The organism is Streptomyces sp. RLA012 (genome assembly GCF_056270325.1).
Genome location: NZ_JBWDPA010000002.1, coordinates 3,686,235 through 3,702,735, shown reverse-complemented (window position 1 = coordinate 3,702,735; position 16,501 = coordinate 3,686,235). Strand labels below are relative to the sequence as shown.

11 protein-coding genes are annotated in these 16,501 nt (G+C 70.2%); 5 read left to right on the top strand and 6 right to left on the bottom strand.

Going from position 1 to position 16,501, the window contains the following annotated elements:
* Positions 1-159 precede the first annotated feature (159 nt).
* Entirely contained in the window at positions 160-780 is a 621-nt protein-coding gene (locus tag RV986_RS16650; protein WP_475918163.1) for a TetR/AcrR family transcriptional regulator, read from the bottom strand.
* A 216-nt stretch (positions 781-996) separates the two neighbouring features.
* Between RV986_RS16650 and RV986_RS16645 the strand changes: the two genes are divergently transcribed.
* The 5 genes from RV986_RS16645 (at position 997) to RV986_RS16625 (ending at position 7,057) form a co-directional block, all read left to right on the top strand.
* Positions 997-2,691: an MFS transporter gene (locus tag RV986_RS16645; protein ID WP_475918162.1), complete on the top strand. Its 1,695-nt coding sequence runs from the start codon at positions 997-999 to the stop codon at positions 2,689-2,691.
* A gap of 182 nt (positions 2,692-2,873) precedes the next feature.
* The gene (locus tag RV986_RS16640) at positions 2,874-3,644 is read left to right on the top strand and encodes a DUF2127 domain-containing protein (protein WP_475918161.1); all 771 of its coding nucleotides are present in this window, start codon (positions 2,874-2,876) and stop codon (positions 3,642-3,644) included.
* 202 nt (positions 3,645-3,846) lie between these two features.
* Positions 3,847-4,275 (top strand): MerR family transcriptional regulator, encoded by a 429-nt coding sequence (locus tag RV986_RS16635; protein WP_475918160.1) that lies wholly within the window; start codon positions 3,847-3,849, stop codon positions 4,273-4,275.
* A gap of 14 nt (positions 4,276-4,289) precedes the next feature.
* Positions 4,290-4,604: a thioredoxin family protein gene (locus RV986_RS16630; protein ID WP_475918159.1), complete on the top strand. Its 315-nt coding sequence runs from the start codon at positions 4,290-4,292 to the stop codon at positions 4,602-4,604.
* 218 nt (positions 4,605-4,822) lie between these two features.
* The gene (locus RV986_RS16625; RefSeq protein WP_475918158.1) at positions 4,823-7,057 is read left to right on the top strand and encodes a HelD family protein; all 2,235 of its coding nucleotides are present in this window, start codon (positions 4,823-4,825) and stop codon (positions 7,055-7,057) included.
* Between the two features lie 30 nt (positions 7,058-7,087).
* Here the strand turns inward: RV986_RS16625 and glgB are convergent, their stop codons facing one another.
* The 5 genes from glgB to RV986_RS16600 all read right to left on the bottom strand — a co-directional run bounded on the left by glgB (position 7,088) and on the right by RV986_RS16600 (position 16,452).
* The gene (gene glgB, locus RV986_RS16620; RefSeq protein ID WP_475918157.1) at positions 7,088-9,544 is read right to left on the bottom strand and encodes a 1,4-alpha-glucan branching enzyme; all 2,457 of its coding nucleotides are present in this window, start codon (positions 9,542-9,544) and stop codon (positions 7,088-7,090) included.
* A 36-nt stretch (positions 9,545-9,580) separates the two neighbouring features.
* A complete protein-coding gene (locus RV986_RS16615) occupies positions 9,581-11,062 on the bottom strand; it encodes a maltokinase N-terminal cap-like domain-containing protein (protein WP_475918156.1) in 1,482 nt (493 codons plus the stop codon).
* Between the two features lie 150 nt (positions 11,063-11,212).
* Positions 11,213-12,931, bottom strand: coding sequence for a maltose alpha-D-glucosyltransferase (gene treS / locus RV986_RS16610; protein WP_475918155.1), 1,719 nt, complete (start codon positions 12,929-12,931; stop codon positions 11,213-11,215).
* Positions 12,928-15,054 carry an alpha-1,4-glucan--maltose-1-phosphate maltosyltransferase gene (locus RV986_RS16605; RefSeq protein ID WP_475918154.1) on the bottom strand — a complete coding sequence of 709 codons (2,127 nt, stop codon included), beginning with the start codon at positions 15,052-15,054 and terminating at the stop codon, positions 12,928-12,930. Before RV986_RS16605 ends, treS begins: the two co-directional genes overlap by 4 nt.
* Positions 15,055-15,249: 195 nt before the next feature.
* Positions 15,250-16,452 carry a S8 family peptidase gene (locus tag RV986_RS16600; RefSeq protein WP_475918153.1) on the bottom strand — a complete coding sequence of 401 codons (1,203 nt, stop codon included), beginning with the start codon at positions 16,450-16,452 and terminating at the stop codon, positions 15,250-15,252.
* Positions 16,453-16,501 lie beyond the last annotated feature (49 nt).

The window sequence follows — 16,501 nt, the reverse complement described above, 5'->3', positions numbered from 1 at the left end:
GCCGCGGGTGGATCGTGGCTGGTCGCGCCCGCGCGGCGGAGCCGCACGATGACACAGCCCCGCGCCCCTTGAGGGGCGCGTCGCCCCCCCGGGCTCATAAGTCCCCCCAAGCCGCCGGGCGGCCAGGTTCTCCCCCCGTGGACCTGGCCGCCCGGTGTATTACCGAAGTAGATGTTTGGTCACCAGTTCGGTGGCGCGAGAGGCGGGTACGCCCGCCGTGGTCAGCATGGTGATCACGGCGGAGCGGCCCGCCTCTTCCGGTGCCAGCAGGCCGTCGTTCACCGCCTCCATGAGCGCGAACAGCAACTGCTCGTGCACGTACGCCAGCGCCGGTGCCGGCAGCGGGGACTCGAACACCCCCTGGTCGAAGCCGCGCCGCAGCACCTCCGCACATGCCTCGCGCACGGGTGTGAGCCGCTCGCGGATGCCCTGGACCGTGACGCTGCGCTGGGCGAGCGCGACCAGCAGCCGGTAGCGGTCGGCGATCTTCCAGACCGCGAGTGTCGAGCGGATCAGCGATTCCGCCGGATCCTCGATGCCCTCCCGGCCCGCCGCGTGCGCCGCGGCCACCGTGTCCACCGCGTCGTCGGTCAACGTGCTGATCAGCGCCTCGCGGCTCGGGAAGTGCCCGTACACCGTGCGCCGTACGACGCCCGCGGCCCGCGCGATCTGGTCCATGGACGCGTCGGGGTCGCGCAACAGCTCGGCGAGCGCGACATCGAGGATCCGGCGGCGGTTCGCATCCGCGCGGCTGGCGTTACCCGTGGTCATGGCCCTCATTCTGCACGCCCTCGGGGCGATCCGGCGCTCCTGCGCAAGGGCTCCACCTCCTCCATTTGCACAGTGGTGTGCATCGGCCGTACATTGCACACTGTCGTGCAATTGCACGTCGCTGTGCAAGTGATGGTGTCCGTAGTGGTGCACGAGCGGTGCACGAGTGGTGCACGTGATGGTGTCCGTAGTGGTGCAAGCCGAGCGAGGAAGGTGGGCGTACACATGCGTCTCGTCATGAACGAACCGGTCGAGAGGATGGACCGGCCCTATGCCCGGCGCTGGTGGGCGCTGCTGGTGCTGTGCCTGAGTCTGCTGATCATCGTGATGGCGAACACCGCCCTCACGGTCGCGGCCCCCGACATGACCCGGGATCTGGGCCTGTCGAGCGCCGACCTGCAGTGGGTCATCGACGGGTACACCGTCCCGTACGCCGCGCTGATGCTGCTGCTCGGCGCGATCGGCGACAAGTACAGCCGCCGCGGCGCGCTCGTGCTCGGGCTCGTCGTCTTCGGCGGCGGCGCGGTCGCGGGCTCCCTCGTGGGCAGTTCCACGGGGGTCATCGCGGCCCGTGCCGTGATGGGCGTCGGCGCCGCCCTGATCATGCCCGCGACGCTCTCCCTGCTCGCCGCGACCTTCCCACGTGCCGAGCGGGCGAAGGCCATCACCCTGTGGACCGCCACCGCCGGACTCGCCATCGCGGCGGGGCCGCTGGTCGCCGGTGCGTTGCTGGAGCACCACGGCTGGTCGTCCACGTTCCTGATCAACGTGCCCATCGCCGTGCTCGCGATCGTCGGCGCCCTCGTCCTCGTACCGCCGTCCAGGGCCGCGCACCAGCACCGCATCGACCACGTGGGCGGGCTGCTCTCCGTGGTCTGGACAGGCGCACTGATCTACATGATCATCGAGGGCCCGCACTTCGGCTGGGGCGTCAAGGCCGTGACCGCCGCGGTCGTCGCGGGCGTCGGCCTCGCCGCCTTCGTGGTGTGGGAGCTGCGCCACCCGCGCCCGGTCATCGACGTGCGCCGCTTCGCGAACCGCCGGTTCGCGGGCTCGAACCTCGCCGTCGCCCTCTTCTTCCTGGCCGTCTTCGGCGCCTTCTACTACCTCACCCAGCACCTCCAGTTCGTCCTCGGCTACGACGCGCTCGACACCGGAATACGGATGCTGCCGCTGGCCGGCGCCGTCTTCGTCGGCTCCGCGCTCACCGGGTACCTCACCCCGCGCATCGGTATGAAGATCACGGTCACCGCGGGCATGGTCGGCGGCACGGCGTCGCTCGCGCTGCTCACCAGGGTGGACGCGGCATCCTCGTACGGCGATCTCGTGCTGCCCCTCACCATCCTGGGCCTCGCCATCGGGCTCGCACTGGCGCCCTGCACGGACGCCATCATGGGTGCCTTCCCCGAGGCCGAACTCGGTGTCGGCGGCGCGGTCAACGACACCTCGCTGGAACTCGGCGGCTCGCTCGGCATCGCCCTCCTCGGTTCCGTGCTGGCGGGCTCGTACTCCTCGCACCTCTCGGACGCCACCGCGGGCAGCGAGCTCCCGGCGGGCGCCCTGTCCACGGCGCAGGACTCGGTCGGCGCGGGCTACGCCGTGGCCCAGGGCATCGGCGACAAGGCCCGGCAGCTCGGCGAGCAGGCCACGCAGGCGGCGCACGCCGGGAGCACCGAGAAGGCCGGGCAGCTGAAGACGCAGGCCGACCAGCTCGCCCAGGGGGCACGGCAGATGGCCGACGCGGTCGGCTCCTCCTTCTCGGACGCGGTCGCGCACACCAGCCTGATCGGTGCGGTGATCCTGGGAGTGGGGACCGTGCTGGTCGCCGTCCTGCTGCCGCGGAGGGGCGGTGCCACCCTGGCGGAGGCCCCGGAGCCGGTCGCGGAGGCACCGGAGCTCACCGGCGCCACGACGGGCTGACCGCACCCCCGGAACCGCACCCCCGGAACCGCACCCCCGGAACCGCAGCCCCGGAACCGCAGCCCCGGAACCGCAGCCCCGGAACCGCAGCCCCTCGGGGTCCCGTCTCGTAGGACATGCACCACCGTGCCGTGCCGGACCGACCCGGCACGGTACGGCACGTTCTGCGGAGGACACCGAGAATGAAGATCGACTGGGACCGGCGGACGTGCGCGCGTCGCGGCCATGTGACCTACGCGCCCGACGAGCCGGAACTGCGTGCGCGGCTCCGCGCCGGGACGAGCCTCGGCGAGGCCTGGCGCTGTCTGCGCTGCGGCGACTTCGCACTGGGCGAACCGCACGGGTCCGGTCCCGCGGAGCAGGCACCGCTGGTACCGCGCGGCAAGGTACTGCGCGACCTGTTCATCCTGCGCTTCCTGGCGATCGAACGGGCCGTGCGCGGGGTGTTCATCGTGCTGGTCGCGGCCGCGGTGTGGAAGTTCAGCAACAGCCGGCACTCGGTGCGCCGGCTCTTCGACGAGTACCTCGATGTCCTCCGGCCCGTCTTCGAGCACTTCCACTACGACCTCGACCACTCACCGGTCGTCGGCAGCATCCAGAAGTCCTTCGGCTACAAGCACTCCACGCTGGTCCTGGTGGCCGTGCTGCTGCTGGCGTACGCGCTGATCGAACTCGTCGAGGCGGGCGGCCTCTGGTACGCGAAGCGCTGGGCGGAGTATCTGACGGTGGTCGCCACCGCGGCCTTCCTGCCCCTGGAGATCTACGAACTCACCGAACAGGTCAGCTATCTGAAGATCGCCACCCTCGTTCTCAACATCCTCGCCGTCCTCTACATCGCCCTCACCAAACGCCTCTTCGGGCTGCGCGGCGGGCGCAGGGCGTTCGAGGAGGAGCGGGAGAGCGCGTCGCTGCTGGAGGTGGAGGAGTCGGCGGGCGTGGCGGTCCACGCCTGACGGCATCGAATGTCCGTGGCCGCGGCGCCTTCGCCAGGGAATTCTCGGCATTGCGGTCCGCGACGAGAGGGAACGTTCCGGCGGCCAATAGTCGGGCAATCGGCCGTTTTCCGAAATAGCGGTTTCCGTCAATGACACCTGTCTCGGAGCTGCCTGCCCTGCTGTTTGCCTTGACGTCGGCGTCAAGGCATACCGTCGAGACATGCGAATCGGCGAGCTGGCGGCGCGGGCCGGCACCACCACGCGGACTCTGCGGTACTACGAGTCGCGGGGGCTGCTGCCCGCGCGGCGCACTCACAACGGCTACCGCACCTACGACGAGGACGACCTGAAGCTGCTGCGGCAGATCAGGACGCTGCAGGACTTCGGGTTCGACCTGGAGGAGACGCGGCCGTTCGTGGAGTGTCTGCGGGCGGGGCACCCGGAGGGGGACTCCTGTCCGGCCTCGCTCGCGGTCTACCGGCGCAAGCTGGGCGAACTCGACGCCCTGATCGGCGAGTTGAGCGCCGTACGGGCCGAGGTCGGGGCTCAGCTGGCGCGGGCCGAGCTGGCGCGCGACGAGCTGGCGGCCGAGGCGGAGGTTCCGGGCGGCCCGGAACCCGTATGCGAACTGGGAGGGCGGACACGGTGACCAAGGTGGCAGGCGTGGCTTCGGTGACGGACGCGGACTTCGAGACGGAGGTGATCGGCGCGGAGCTGCCCGTACTGGTGGAGTTCACGGCGGACTGGTGCCCGCCGTGCCGGCAGATGGGGCCGGTGCTGAGCGCCCTCGCGGCGGAGGAGGGCGAGCGGCTCAAGGTCGTCCAGCTGGACGTCGACACGAACCCGGTGACGACGAATGCCTACCGGGTGCTGTCGATGCCCACGTTCATGGTGTTCCGCGGTGGTGAGCCGGTGAAGTCGATGGTGGGCGCCCGGCCCAAGCGACGGCTGCTGGAGGAGCTGTCCGACGTGCTCTGACACGGCCCTGATGCGGTCCGGTCCTGATAGGGCGGCGCACACAAGAAATCCCCCGAGCAATTGCGCTCGGGGGATTTCTTTGCGTATATTGAATGGTTCGCGACTTCAGGAGGTTTCGGTCGCGAAGCAGTTCGTTGGCACAGTATATCCGGGCGGGAGCTGAATTGTCAAACAGGGGCTCAAACACAGAGGGCACTACAGGATTTACCGACGATGAATTGCGGCACGAGCAGGAATTCGTCGACGGTTTGTACGCACGCGTCGACGTGCTGCGCGGCGACACCGAGACCTCCGTCGACGACGCGCTCGCCCAGGGCAACACGCCGATGCAGGCCAGGCTCGAACGGGATGTGCTCGTCGCCGAGCGCTCGGGCCTGCTCGCCGCGCTGAACGCCGTCGACGGCTCGCTCTGCTTCGGCCGGATCGACCTCACCTCCGGCGTCAGCCACCACATCGGCCGCATCGGCATCCGCGCCGACGACACCGAGCACACCCCCATCCTCATCGACTGGCGGGCCCCGGTCGCCCGCCCCTTCTACCTCGCCACCGGCCACACCCCGATGGACCTGCGCCGCCGCCGGCACATCACCACCGACGGCCGCCGGGTGACCCATCTGCACGACGAGATCCTCGACCTCGGCGACCACGAGCGCACCGGCCACGAGGACCCGACCGGCGACGCCGTCCTGCTGGCCGCGCTCAACTCGGCACGCACCGGCCGTATGAGCGACATCGTGCAGACCATCCAGGCCGAGCAGGACCAGATCATCCGCGCCCCGTACCGCGGTGTGCTGGTGGTGGAGGGCGGCCCCGGCACCGGCAAGACGGCCGTGGCGCTGCACCGGGCCGCCTATCTGCTCTACGAGTACCGCGAACTGCTCGCCAGGCGCGCCGTGCTGATCGTCGGCCCGAACCCGGCCTTCCTCGGATACATCGGCGAGGTACTGCCCTCCCTCGGTGAGACGGGTGTGCTGCTCGCCACGGTCGGCGAACTCTTCCCCGGCGTGAAGGCGACCGCCGTCGACGCCCCGCCCGCCGCGGCGGTGAAGGGCCGCGCCGACATGGCCGAGGTGCTCGGGGCCGTGGTCCGCGACCGCCAGGCGCTCCCCGATCCCGTCATCGCGATCGAGCACGACCGGGACATCCTGATGCTCGACGCCGGGCTCGTGCGGGTCGCCCGCGAACGCACCCGCGAGGCGAAACTGCCGCACAACGTGGCCCGTGAGTACTTCGAGGGCCACATTCTCAACGCGCTCACCGACATGCTGGCCGAGCGCATCGGCACCGACCCCTTCGACGGCTCGAACCTGCTCGACGCGAGTGACATCACCCAGATCCGCGACGACCTGGCCGAGAACGCCGAGGTCTGGTCGGCCATCGATCAGCTGTGGCCGCGGCTGACCCCGCAGCGTCTGGTCGCCGACTTCCTCGCCGACCCGGAGGGGTACGTCGCCGACGAGGACGCGGCCGCGATCCGCCGCCCGGTCACCGGGGCCTGGACCACCGCCGACGTCCCCCTCCTCGACGAGGCCGCCGAACTGCTCGGCGAGGACGACCGCGTCGCCCGGGCCCTCGCCGACCAGGAGCGCCGCTCCCAGGTGGCGTACGCGCAGGGCGTGCTGGACGTGTCCTACGCCTCCCGTACGTACGAGTTCGAGGACAAGGACGAGGAGGACTCCGAGGTCCTGTCCGCGCACAACATCATCGACGCCGAGCGGATGGCCGAGCGGCACGAGGAGGAGGACCACCGCAGCGCCGCCGAACGAGCGGCCGACGACCGGACCTGGGCGTTCGGCCACATCATCGTCGACGAGGCACAGGAACTGTCGCCGATGGCCTGGCGACTGCTGATGCGGCGCAGCCCGACCCGATCGATGACCCTGGTCGGCGACCCCGCCCAGACGGCGGAGGCGGCGGGTGTCGGCTCGTGGAGCGAGATCCTCTCCCCCTACGTGGAGGACCGCTGGGAGCACACACGACTCGCCGTCAACTACCGCACCCCGTCCGAGATCATGGACGTCGCGGCGGGTGTGCTGCGCGGCGAGCATCCGGACTTCGAGCCGCCGCGTTCGGTGCGGTCGACGGGTGTACGGCCCTGGGCGCGCGCCGCCGGGGACGACCTGCCCGGCGCCGTCGCGAAGGCCGTCGCCGAGCTGACCCCCGCCGAGGGGCGGCTCGCGGTGATCGCGCCCCGCGAGTTGCACGCCTCGCTCGCGGCGCGGCTGGACGGGGTGACGGCGGGCGAGGAACCCGACCTGACCCGCACGGTCGTCCTCCTCGACCCCCGTCAGTCCAAGGGGCTGGAGTTCGACTCCGTCCTGGTGGTCGAGCCGGCGCGGTACGGGACGAGCGACCTGTACGTGGCGCTGACGCGCGCCACGCAGGCGCTGGGGATCGTGTACACGGAGGAGTTGCCGGAGGCGCTGCGCCCCCAGCCCCCCGCTTCGGCCTGAACGGCCTCGTCGTCCGTCCGCGGTGGTGGTTCAGGCGGGGCGGAGCCAGAGGGTGGTGAGTGGGGGGAGGGTGAGGCGGAGGCTGGTGGGGCGGCCGTGGGCGGGGTGGGGTTCGGGTTTGAGGGGGTGGGGGTTGTGGATGTTGCTGCCGCCGTAGCGGGTGTGGTCGGTGTTGAGGGTTTCGTGCCAGGCGGGGATGTCTTCGGGGATGCCGAGGCGGTAGTCGTGGCGGACGGCGGGGGAGAAGTGGCAGACGGCGAGCAGTGGTGTGCCGTCGGCGTCGTGGCGGAGGAAGGCGAGGACGTTGTCGTCGGCGGCGTCGGAGGCGATCCAGGTGAAGCCGGCGGGGTCGGTGTCGCGTTGCCAGAGGGCGGGTTCGTGGCGGTAGGCGGTGTTGAGGTCGCGGACGAGGTCGCGTATGCCGCGGTGGTCGGGTTCGGCGGGGTAGGCGGGGTCGAGGAGCCACCAGTCGGGGCCGTGGGTTTCGGACCATTCGGCGCCCTGGGCGAATTCCTGGCCCATGAAGAGGAGTTGTTTGCCGGGGTGGGCCCACATGAAGCCGAGGTAGGCGCGCAGGGTGGCGCGTTGCTGCCACCAGTCGCCGGGCATTTTGGAGACGAGTGAGCGTTTGCCGTGGACGACTTCGTCGTGGGAGATGGGCAGGACGTAGTTCTCGCTGTAGGCGTACACCATGGAGAACGTCATCTCGTGGTGGTGGTATTTGCGGTGCACCGGCTCGTGCTGCACATATCCGAGCGAGTCGTGCATCCAGCCCATGTTCCACTTCAGCCCGAACCCCAGCCCGCCGAACCCGCCGGGGCCGATGTGGTGGGTGGCGCGTGTGACGCCGTCCCAGGCGGTGGATTCCTCGGCGATGGTGACGACGCCGGGGATGCGGCGGTAGACGGTGGCGTTCATTTCCTGGAGGAAGGCGACGGCGTCGAGGTTTTCCCGGCCGCCGTGTTCGTTGGGGGTCCACTGTCCGGGTTCTCGTGAGTAGTCGAGGTAGAGCATGGAGGCGACGGCGTCGACGCGGAGTCCGTCGATGTGGAATTCCTCGCACCAGTAGACGGCGTTGGCGACGAGGAAGTTGCGTACTTCGCGTCGGCCGAAGTCGAATTCGAGGGTGCCCCAGTCGGGGTGGGCGGCGCGTTGGGGGTCGGCGTGTTCGTAGAGGGGGCGTCCGTCGAATTCGGCCAGGGCCCACTCGTCGCGGGGGAAGTGGGCGGGGACCCAGTCCATGAGGACGCCGATTTTGGCTTGGTGGAGGGCGTCGACGAGGTGTTTGAAGTCGTCGGGGGTGCCGAGTCGTGCGGTGGGGGCGTAGAAGCCGGTGACCTGGTATCCCCAGGAGCCGCCGAAGGGGTGTTCGGCGACCGGCATCAGTTCGACGTGGGTGAAGCCGAGGTCCGAGACGTAGGCGGGGAGCTGCTCGGCCAGTTGGCGGTAGGTGAGGCCGGGCCGCCAGGACGCCAGGTGCACCTCGTACACGGACATGGGTGCCTCGTGCGCCGGACGGACCCCCCTGCCCGCCATCCACTCCCCGTCCCGCCAGGTGTGGTGCGAGGCGTGCACGATGGACGACGTGCGGGGCGGGACCTCGGTGCGCCGGGCCATCGGGTCCGCCCGCAGGGTGCGGGAGCCGTCGGGCCGGGTGATGTCGAACTTGTAGAGTTCGCCCTCGCCGATCGCGGGCACGAACAGCTCCCACACCCCGGAGGAGCCGAGCGACCGCATGGGATACGCCGTGCCGTCCCAGAAGTTGAAGGTGCCGGCGACGCGGACGCCGCGCGCGTTCGGCGCCCAGACCGTGAAGCGGGTGCCGGCCACGCCCTGGTGGGTCATCGGCTCCGCGCCCAGGGCCCGCCACAGCTCCTCGTGGCGGCCCTCGCCCAGCAGATGCAGGTCGAGTTCACCGAGCGCGGGCAGGAAACGGTACGCGTCCTCGGTGTCCTGGACCGTCCCCTCGTACGCCACGAGCAGTCGGTACGAGGCCGGGACCGCGCGCAGCGGTACCAGCCCCGAGAAGAATCCGTCCCCGTCGTCGTGCAGCTCGGCCCGCAGCTCGTCCGTCACGACGGTCACCCCGAGCGCGTACGGCCTGAAGGCACGGAAGGCCACCCCGCCCGGCACCGGATGGGCGCCCAGCACTCCGTGGGGATCGTGGTGCGTGCCGGAGAGCAGCCGCTCCCGGTCCGCTGGTTCGACACCCGCGAACACGGGAGGCCTCTCCACGGCGGCGGACTCGGCGACCCCGGGCGCCGCTCCCCGCGTCTCGGCGGCCTTCGTGACCTGCACGGCCTTCGCGATCTCCACGGCCTTCCTGCCCCCGCTCCTCGCACGCTTGCGCGCCGCGGACTTCTTGGCCGCCGCTTTCTTGCCGGCGGCTTTCCTGGCCGCCGCGTCGGCCGCCGTCTTCCTGGCGGCAGCCGGCTTCTTGGCACCGTTCTTCTTCGGACTGTCGTCGGACGGGGGGCGGGGCGTCACGGGCAGGGCCTCCTCGGCGGGGTGAGATGGGGAGCGTCAGGCGGATGCGGCGAGTCGGCGTACCGCCGCCATCGGCACCGGCAGCCAGTCGGGCCGGTGCCGGGCTTCGTAGAGGACTTCGTAGACCGCCTTGTCCGTCTCGTAGGCGCGCAGGAGTACGGGATCGGTGCGCGGGTCGCGGCCCGAGACCTCCGCGTATCCGGCGCAGTACGAGGCCCGGCAGGTGTCGGCCCAGTCGGGCTCCGGCTGGAGGGGGGTTCCCCCGGCCCGGGCGGAGCCGAGAGCCCGGGGGCGCGCGCGGGCCGCGTAGTCGAAGGAGCGGAGCATCCCCGCTATGTCCCGTACGGGTGGCTGGGGCATGCGGCGCTCGGCGAGCGGTTTCGACGGCTCGCCCTCGAAGTCTATGAGCGACCACTCTCCGGAGGGCGAGCGCAGACACTGGCCGAGGTGCAGATCCCCGTGTATGCGCTGGGCGGTCCAGCTCTGTCCCTCGGCGGCGAGCTCGGCCAGCGCCTCGAAGGCGGTCCGCAGACCCGGAGCGTACGGGCGCAGGGCCGGGACCGCCTGCCCTGCCGCCTCCAGCCGGTGGACCATTCCCTCCACCAGCTGCGCCATCTGTACGCGCCCCAGTGTGACCGTGGGCAGCGCGCGGGCGAGCGCCGTGTGCACCTCGGCGGTGGCCCGGCCCAGCGCCCGCGCCTCACCGGCGAAGTCCTGGCCGCCGAGACCCTGGCCGCCGAGACCCTGGCCGTCGAGGTCCTCGCCCTTGGCCGGTTCGCGCAGCGCGAGCTCCCAGCCGTCGGTCGCGTCCCGCACGAAGGGCTGCAGCACTCCGAGGACGTACGTCTCCTCACCGAGGTCCGCGACCATCCACGCGGCGGGCGCCGGTACCCGCGGACAGCCCTCCCGGGACAGCGCCAGCGGCAGTTCCAGGTCGGGATTGATCCCGGGCACGGTGCGGCGCAACAGCTTGAGGATGAACGTATCTCCGTAGACGAGGGACGAGTTGGACTGTTCCGAGGTCACCAGCCGGGGCACCAGGTCGCCCGTGATCTCCTGGCGGCGGTCCCGCTCGAAGCGGAGTTCGCCGATGCGGGCCCGGGTGCGCAGGGCTTCCAGGAGTACGTCGCCGGAGCGCGGGTCGTGCAGTGCCTCGTACACGGTGTGTCCGGCGAGCGGCCCGGTCTCCACGTGTCCGATCAGCGCGGGCGCGAGCCGGGGCGGGAGCGCCTCGCGGACGCCGATCAGCAGCTGGTAGCAGTCGCCGGGGAGGGTGCCGGCCCCCTGGGCGGCGGTGACCGGCTGGTGGGCCCGTACCAGCAGGTGGAGCAGGCCCAGCTGCCCGGTCGACGGCAGTAGTTCGTTGGCCGTCACCAGGGAGAATCCCGTCACCGGACGCCCCTTGCCCGCGAACCAGCGCTGCCGTGGCAGCCATTCCCGCAGCAGCGGATCGAGCGACGCGAGCAGCTCGGAGCGTGCGACGGGGGCCGTTGCGGAGTGGGTTGCGGCTTCCGACATGGCGTCGAGATCCTTTCCCCAGGGACCGGGAGACCCGGGGATCGGAGATCCTGGGCCCCAGGGACCCACGGACCCGGAGACCGGGGGAGTCGGGGTGTTACTGATGCGTGCCCAGGGCGGGACGGTGGAAACCGCCCCGCCTCCCGGGTTCTAGACGGCGTCCTTGCGGAGCCGGAACCAGTAGAAGCCGTGGCCCGCGAGGGTGAGCAGGTAGGGCAGTTCGCCGATGGCGGGGAAGCGTACTCCGCCGATCAGTTCGACCGGGTGGCGGCCGTTGAAGGCCCGCAGGTCCAGTTCGGTGGGCTGGGCGAAGCGGGAGAAGTTGTGGACGCAGAGCACGAGGTCGTCTCCTTCGTCCTCGGTCGAGGGGGCCTCGCGCAGGAAGGCGATGACGGCCGGGTTGGAGGACTGCAGTTCGGTGTAGGAGCCGAGGCCGAAGGCCTTGTTCTGTTTGCGGATCTCGATCATGCGGCGGGTCCAGTGGAGCAGGGACGAGGGCGAGGACATGGAGGCCTCGACGTTCGTGACCTGGTAGCCGTAGACGGGGTCCATGATCGTGGGCAGGAACAGGCGGCCGGGGTCGGAGGAGGAGAAGCCGGCGTTGCGGTCGGGTGTCCATTGCATCGGGGTGCGGACCGCGTCCCGGTCGCCGAGCCAGATGTTGTCGCCCATGCCGATCTCGTCGCCGTAGTAGAGGATCGGCGATCCGGGCAGCGACAGGAGCAGGGCGGTGAACAGTTCGATCTGGTTGCGGTCGTTGTCGAGGAGCGGGGCCAGCCGCCTCCTGATCCCGATGTTGGCGCGCATGCGGGGGTCTTTGGCGTACTCCGCGTACATGTAGTCGCGTTCCTCGTCGGTGACCATTTCGAGGGTGAGCTCGTCGTGGTTGCGCAGGAAGATGCCCCATTGGCAGCCGGAGGGGATCGCGGGGGTCTTGGAGAGGATTTCCGAGACGGGGTAGCGGGATTCGCGTCGTACGGCCATGAAGATGCGGGGCATGACGGGGAAGTGGAAGGCCATGTGGCACTCGTCGCCGCCGGAGGGGAAGTCGCCGAAGTAGTCGACGACGTCCTCGGGCCACTGGTTCGCCTCCGCCAGCAGCACCGTGTCCGGGTAGTGCGTGTCGATCTCCTTACGCACCCGCTTCAGGAACTCATGGGTTGCCGGAAGGTTTTCGCAGTTCGTTCCCTCGACCTGGTACAGATACGGCACCGCGTCCAGCCGGAAACCGTCGATGCCCAGATCCAGCCAGAACCGCAGCGCGGAGATGATCTCCTCCTGCACGGCCGGGTTCTCGTAGTTGAGGTCCGGCTGGTGGGAGAAGAAGCGGTGCCAGAAGTACTGTTTGCGGACCGGGTCGAAGGTCCAGTTGGAGGCCTCGGTGTCGACGAAGATGATCCGGGCGTCCTCGTACTGTTTGTCGTCGTCGGCCCAGACGTAGTAGTCGCCGTAGGGTCCGTCGGGATTCGACCGGGATTCCTGGAACCACGGGTGCTGGTCGCTGGTGTGGTTCATGACGAAGTCGATGATGACGCGCATGCCGCGCTGGTGGGCGGCGTCGACGAATTCGACGAAGTCGGCGAGGTCACCGAATTCGGGCAGGACGGCGGTGTAGTCGGAGACGTCGTAGCCGCCGTCCCGCAGGGGGGATTTGAAGAACGGCGGCAGCCACAGGCAGTCGATGCCCAGCCATTGCAGGTAGTCGAGTTTCGCGGTGAGGCCCTTGAGGTCGCCGATGCCGTCGCCGTTGCTGTCCTGGAAGGAGCGGACCAGGACTTCGTAGAAGACGGCGCGTTTGAACCAGTCGGGGTCGCGGTCCCTGGCCGGGGTGTCCTCGAAAGTGTCCGGGACGGGCTCGTTGACGATCATGTGGTGGGTGACCCTCCGATCTGCGGTGAGGACGGTCGCAGGACGGTGAGTATGTGCGCGGGGCTATGCCCTGGCTCAAGACGCACATAATTGGCCCTGCCCCAGTTGTAGGTCTCGCCGGTGAGCTCGTCGCGCACCGGCACGGACTCGTGCCAGTCCAGGCCGAGTTGCGGCATGTCCAACGAGACCGTCGCCTCCTGGGTGTGGTGCGGGTCGAGGTTGACCACCACCACAACCGTGTTCGATCCGCGTGCGTCGGTGACCGACTTCGAGTAGGCGATCACCGCCTCCTTGTCCGTGTGGTGGAAGTGGAGGTTGCGCAACTGCCGCAGCGCCGGACTACGCCGCCTGATGGTGTTGAGCGCACCCAGCAATGGCGCGATGCTATGTCCGTCGCGCTCCGCCGACTCCCAATCACGCGGACGCAGTTGGTACTTCTCGGAGTTCAGGTACTCTTCGCTGCCCGCGCGCAGCGGGGTGTTCTCGCAGAGCTCGAATCCGCTGTAGACACCCCACGTCGGCGACAGCGTCGCGGCGAGCACCGCGCGCAGCTCGAAGGCGGGCCGCCCACCGTGCTGCAGGAACTCGTGCAGGATGTCCGGGGTGTTGACGAAGAAATTGGGCCGCATGGACGCGGCGGCCTCACCGGTCAGCTCGGTGAGGTAGTCGGTCAGCTCTTCCTTGGTGTTGCGCCAGGTGAAGTACGTGTACGACTGCTGGAAGCCGACCGCGCCGAGCGTACGCATCATGGCGGGCCGGGTGAACGCCTCGGCCAGGAAGATGACGTCCGGATCGGTGCGGTTGATGTCCGCGATCACCTGCTCCCAGAAGACCACCGGCTTGGTGTGCGGGTTGTCGACCCGGAAGATCCGTACGCCGTGGCTCATCCAGTACCGCAGCACCCGCAGCGTCTCCTGGACCAGTCCCGGCATGTCCTGGTCGAAGGCGATCGGGTAGATGTCCTGGTACTTCTTCGGCGGGTTCTCCGCGTACGCGATCGTCCCGTCCGTCCGGTGGTGGAACCACTCCGGATGCTTCTCCACCCACGGATGGTCCGGCGAGCACTGGAGCGCGAAGTCGAGGGCGACTTCGAGGCGCAGGTCCGCTGCCCGGCGTATGAACGCGTCGAAGTCGTCGATCGTGCCGAGGTCCGGGTGGATCGCGTCGTGGCCGCCCTCCGGGGAACCGATCGCCCACGGCACACCGACGTCGTACGGGCCCGCCGACAGACTGTTGTCGGGGCCCTTGCGGTAGGTGGTCCCGATGGGATGGATCGGCGGCAGATAGACCACGTCGAAGCCCATGTCCGCGATGGCGGGCAGACGTTCGGCGGCGCTGCGGAACGTGCCGTGCACCGGCGGATCGAGCTGCCCGCTCTCCGATCGCGGGAAGAACTCGTACCAGGAGCCGTACAGCGCCCGCTCGCGCTCCACGAGCAGGGGCAACGGCTCCGAGGAACTGACGAGTTCACGCAGGGCGTGGCGGGCGAGGATCCTGTCCACCTCGGGGGTGCGGGCGGCGGCGAGCCGGGCCGCGGCGGGGCGGCCGGCATCGCGCAGCGCTTCCGCGGCGGCGAGGACGGCATCCCTCCTGCCCTTGCTCTTCGGCACCCCGGTGGCCGCCCGCTCGTACAGCCGCGCGCCCTCCTCCAGGACCAGTTCCGTGTCGATGCCCGCCGGGATCTTGATCCCCGCGTGGTGGCGCCAGGTGGAGACCGGATCGCTCCAGGCCTCCACCGTGTACGTCCAGTGGCCGGTCGTCCCGGCGGAGACCGTGGCGCCCCAGCGGTCGGTGCCGGGGGCGAGTTCACGCATCGGGGTCCAGGGGCCGGGGCGGCCCTGCGGATCCAGCAGCACGACGTTCGCTGCGACCGCGTCGTGGCCCTCGCGGAAGACGGTGGCCGAGATCTCGAAGGCCTCGCCGACGACCGCCTTGGCCGGGCGGCGGCCTTGCAGGACGACGGGCCGTACGTCGGTGACGGGGATGCGTCCGACGGCTGTGCCGCTTCCGCCGGCCTGCGCGGAGGGTTTCTCCGGGGCGCGGGGACCGGTGTCGGCCTTGCGTATCGGGGGTGCGTCCGAAGTGGTCGTCGGGGGTGGCGACGTGTGGTGCGTGGCGGGCATGACCGCTCCTGTCCGCGTCAACGTGGGTGGGCGGATGAGGGGGTGGGGAGGTGGGGCCTGAGGGGCGTACCGGGGGAGCCTTCCCACCCTATTCGGGTGGGCAATCCGGCAGGTTGCCAACTCATGACGCGTAAGTCTGCAGGCGGAATCGGCCTCGTCCACCGGGGGCGAGGCCGATGCCTGTCCGGCTGTTCTCTAGGGATGGCCGACCTGCAGCAGTTTGTTCGGCGATCCGGCCCCCGCGCCGCCGACCTTCCCGGACACCGCCTGCCGGACGAGAGCTTCGCCCGCTTGGGCCGGGGTCGCCCCGCGGTGGTCGGCGAGATGGAGCGCCGCCGCGCCCGCGACGTGCGGGCTCGCCATCGACGTACCGGAGAAGGTCGCCTTCCCGGTGTCGCTCCGGTACGACGCCGAGGTGATCGCCACGCCGGGCGCGAACAGGTCGAGTGCGCCGCCGTAGTCGGAGAAGCCCGCCCGGGCGTCCGCCCTGTCGCTCGCGCCGACGGTGAGCGCCTCCTTGACGCGGGCGGGGGAGTGCTGCCCGGCCGGGAGCCCGGCGTTTCCCGCCGCGACCGCGTAGGTCACTCCCGAGGCGATGGAGTTGCGTACGGCCGCGTCCAACTGGGCGTTCGCGGGGCCGCCGAGGCTCAGATTGGCCACCGCGGGCTTGTGCGCGTGCCGGGTCACCCAGTCGATGCCGGCGATGACCTGGGCGGTGGTGCCGGCGCCGGCGTTGTCGAGGACGCGCACGGCGACGACCCTGGCCTTCTTCGCGACGCCGTACGTCGTCCCGGCGATGGTGCCGGCGACATGGGTGCCGTGCCCGTTGCCGTCGCTCGCGATCCTGTCGTTCCCCACGAAGTCCCAGCCGTAGGCGGCCCGCCCCCCGAAGTCCTTGTGCGTGATCCGTATCCCGGTGTCGATGACGTACGCCGTCACGCCCGCGCCCGCCGATCGCGGCGCGGTGTAGCCCTTGTCGAGGGGCAGACCGGGCTGGTCGATCCGGTCCAGCCCCCAGGGCGGCGGATTCTTCGCCAGGCGGTCGAGGGTCACCCGGGTGTCCTGGACGACGGAGGCCACGCGGGAGTCGGCCGCGAGGCGCCGAGCCTGTTTCTCGTTCACGTTCACCGAGTAACCGTTGAGCGCCGTGCCATACGTGTGGCTTATTCTCGCCCCGTACTTCTGGGCGATGCCCTTCCCCTCCGTGGAGGGGGCCTTCGTTCCCCCCTTGAGCGTCACGATGTAGCTTCCGCTGACGGAACCGGGGTCTCCGGCGCCGAGTATCTGCCCCTCCGGGGCGGCGTGTGCGGGCAGGGTGACGGCCGAAAGCACCGCGGCTGTCGTGACCGCGGTGAGGCCTCCTGCCCAGCGCAGACGCCGCTGTCTCGTCTGTGCCATGACGTGAGTTCCCCTCCTCAGGTCGGCGTACGCCGTCCGGGGTCGACCG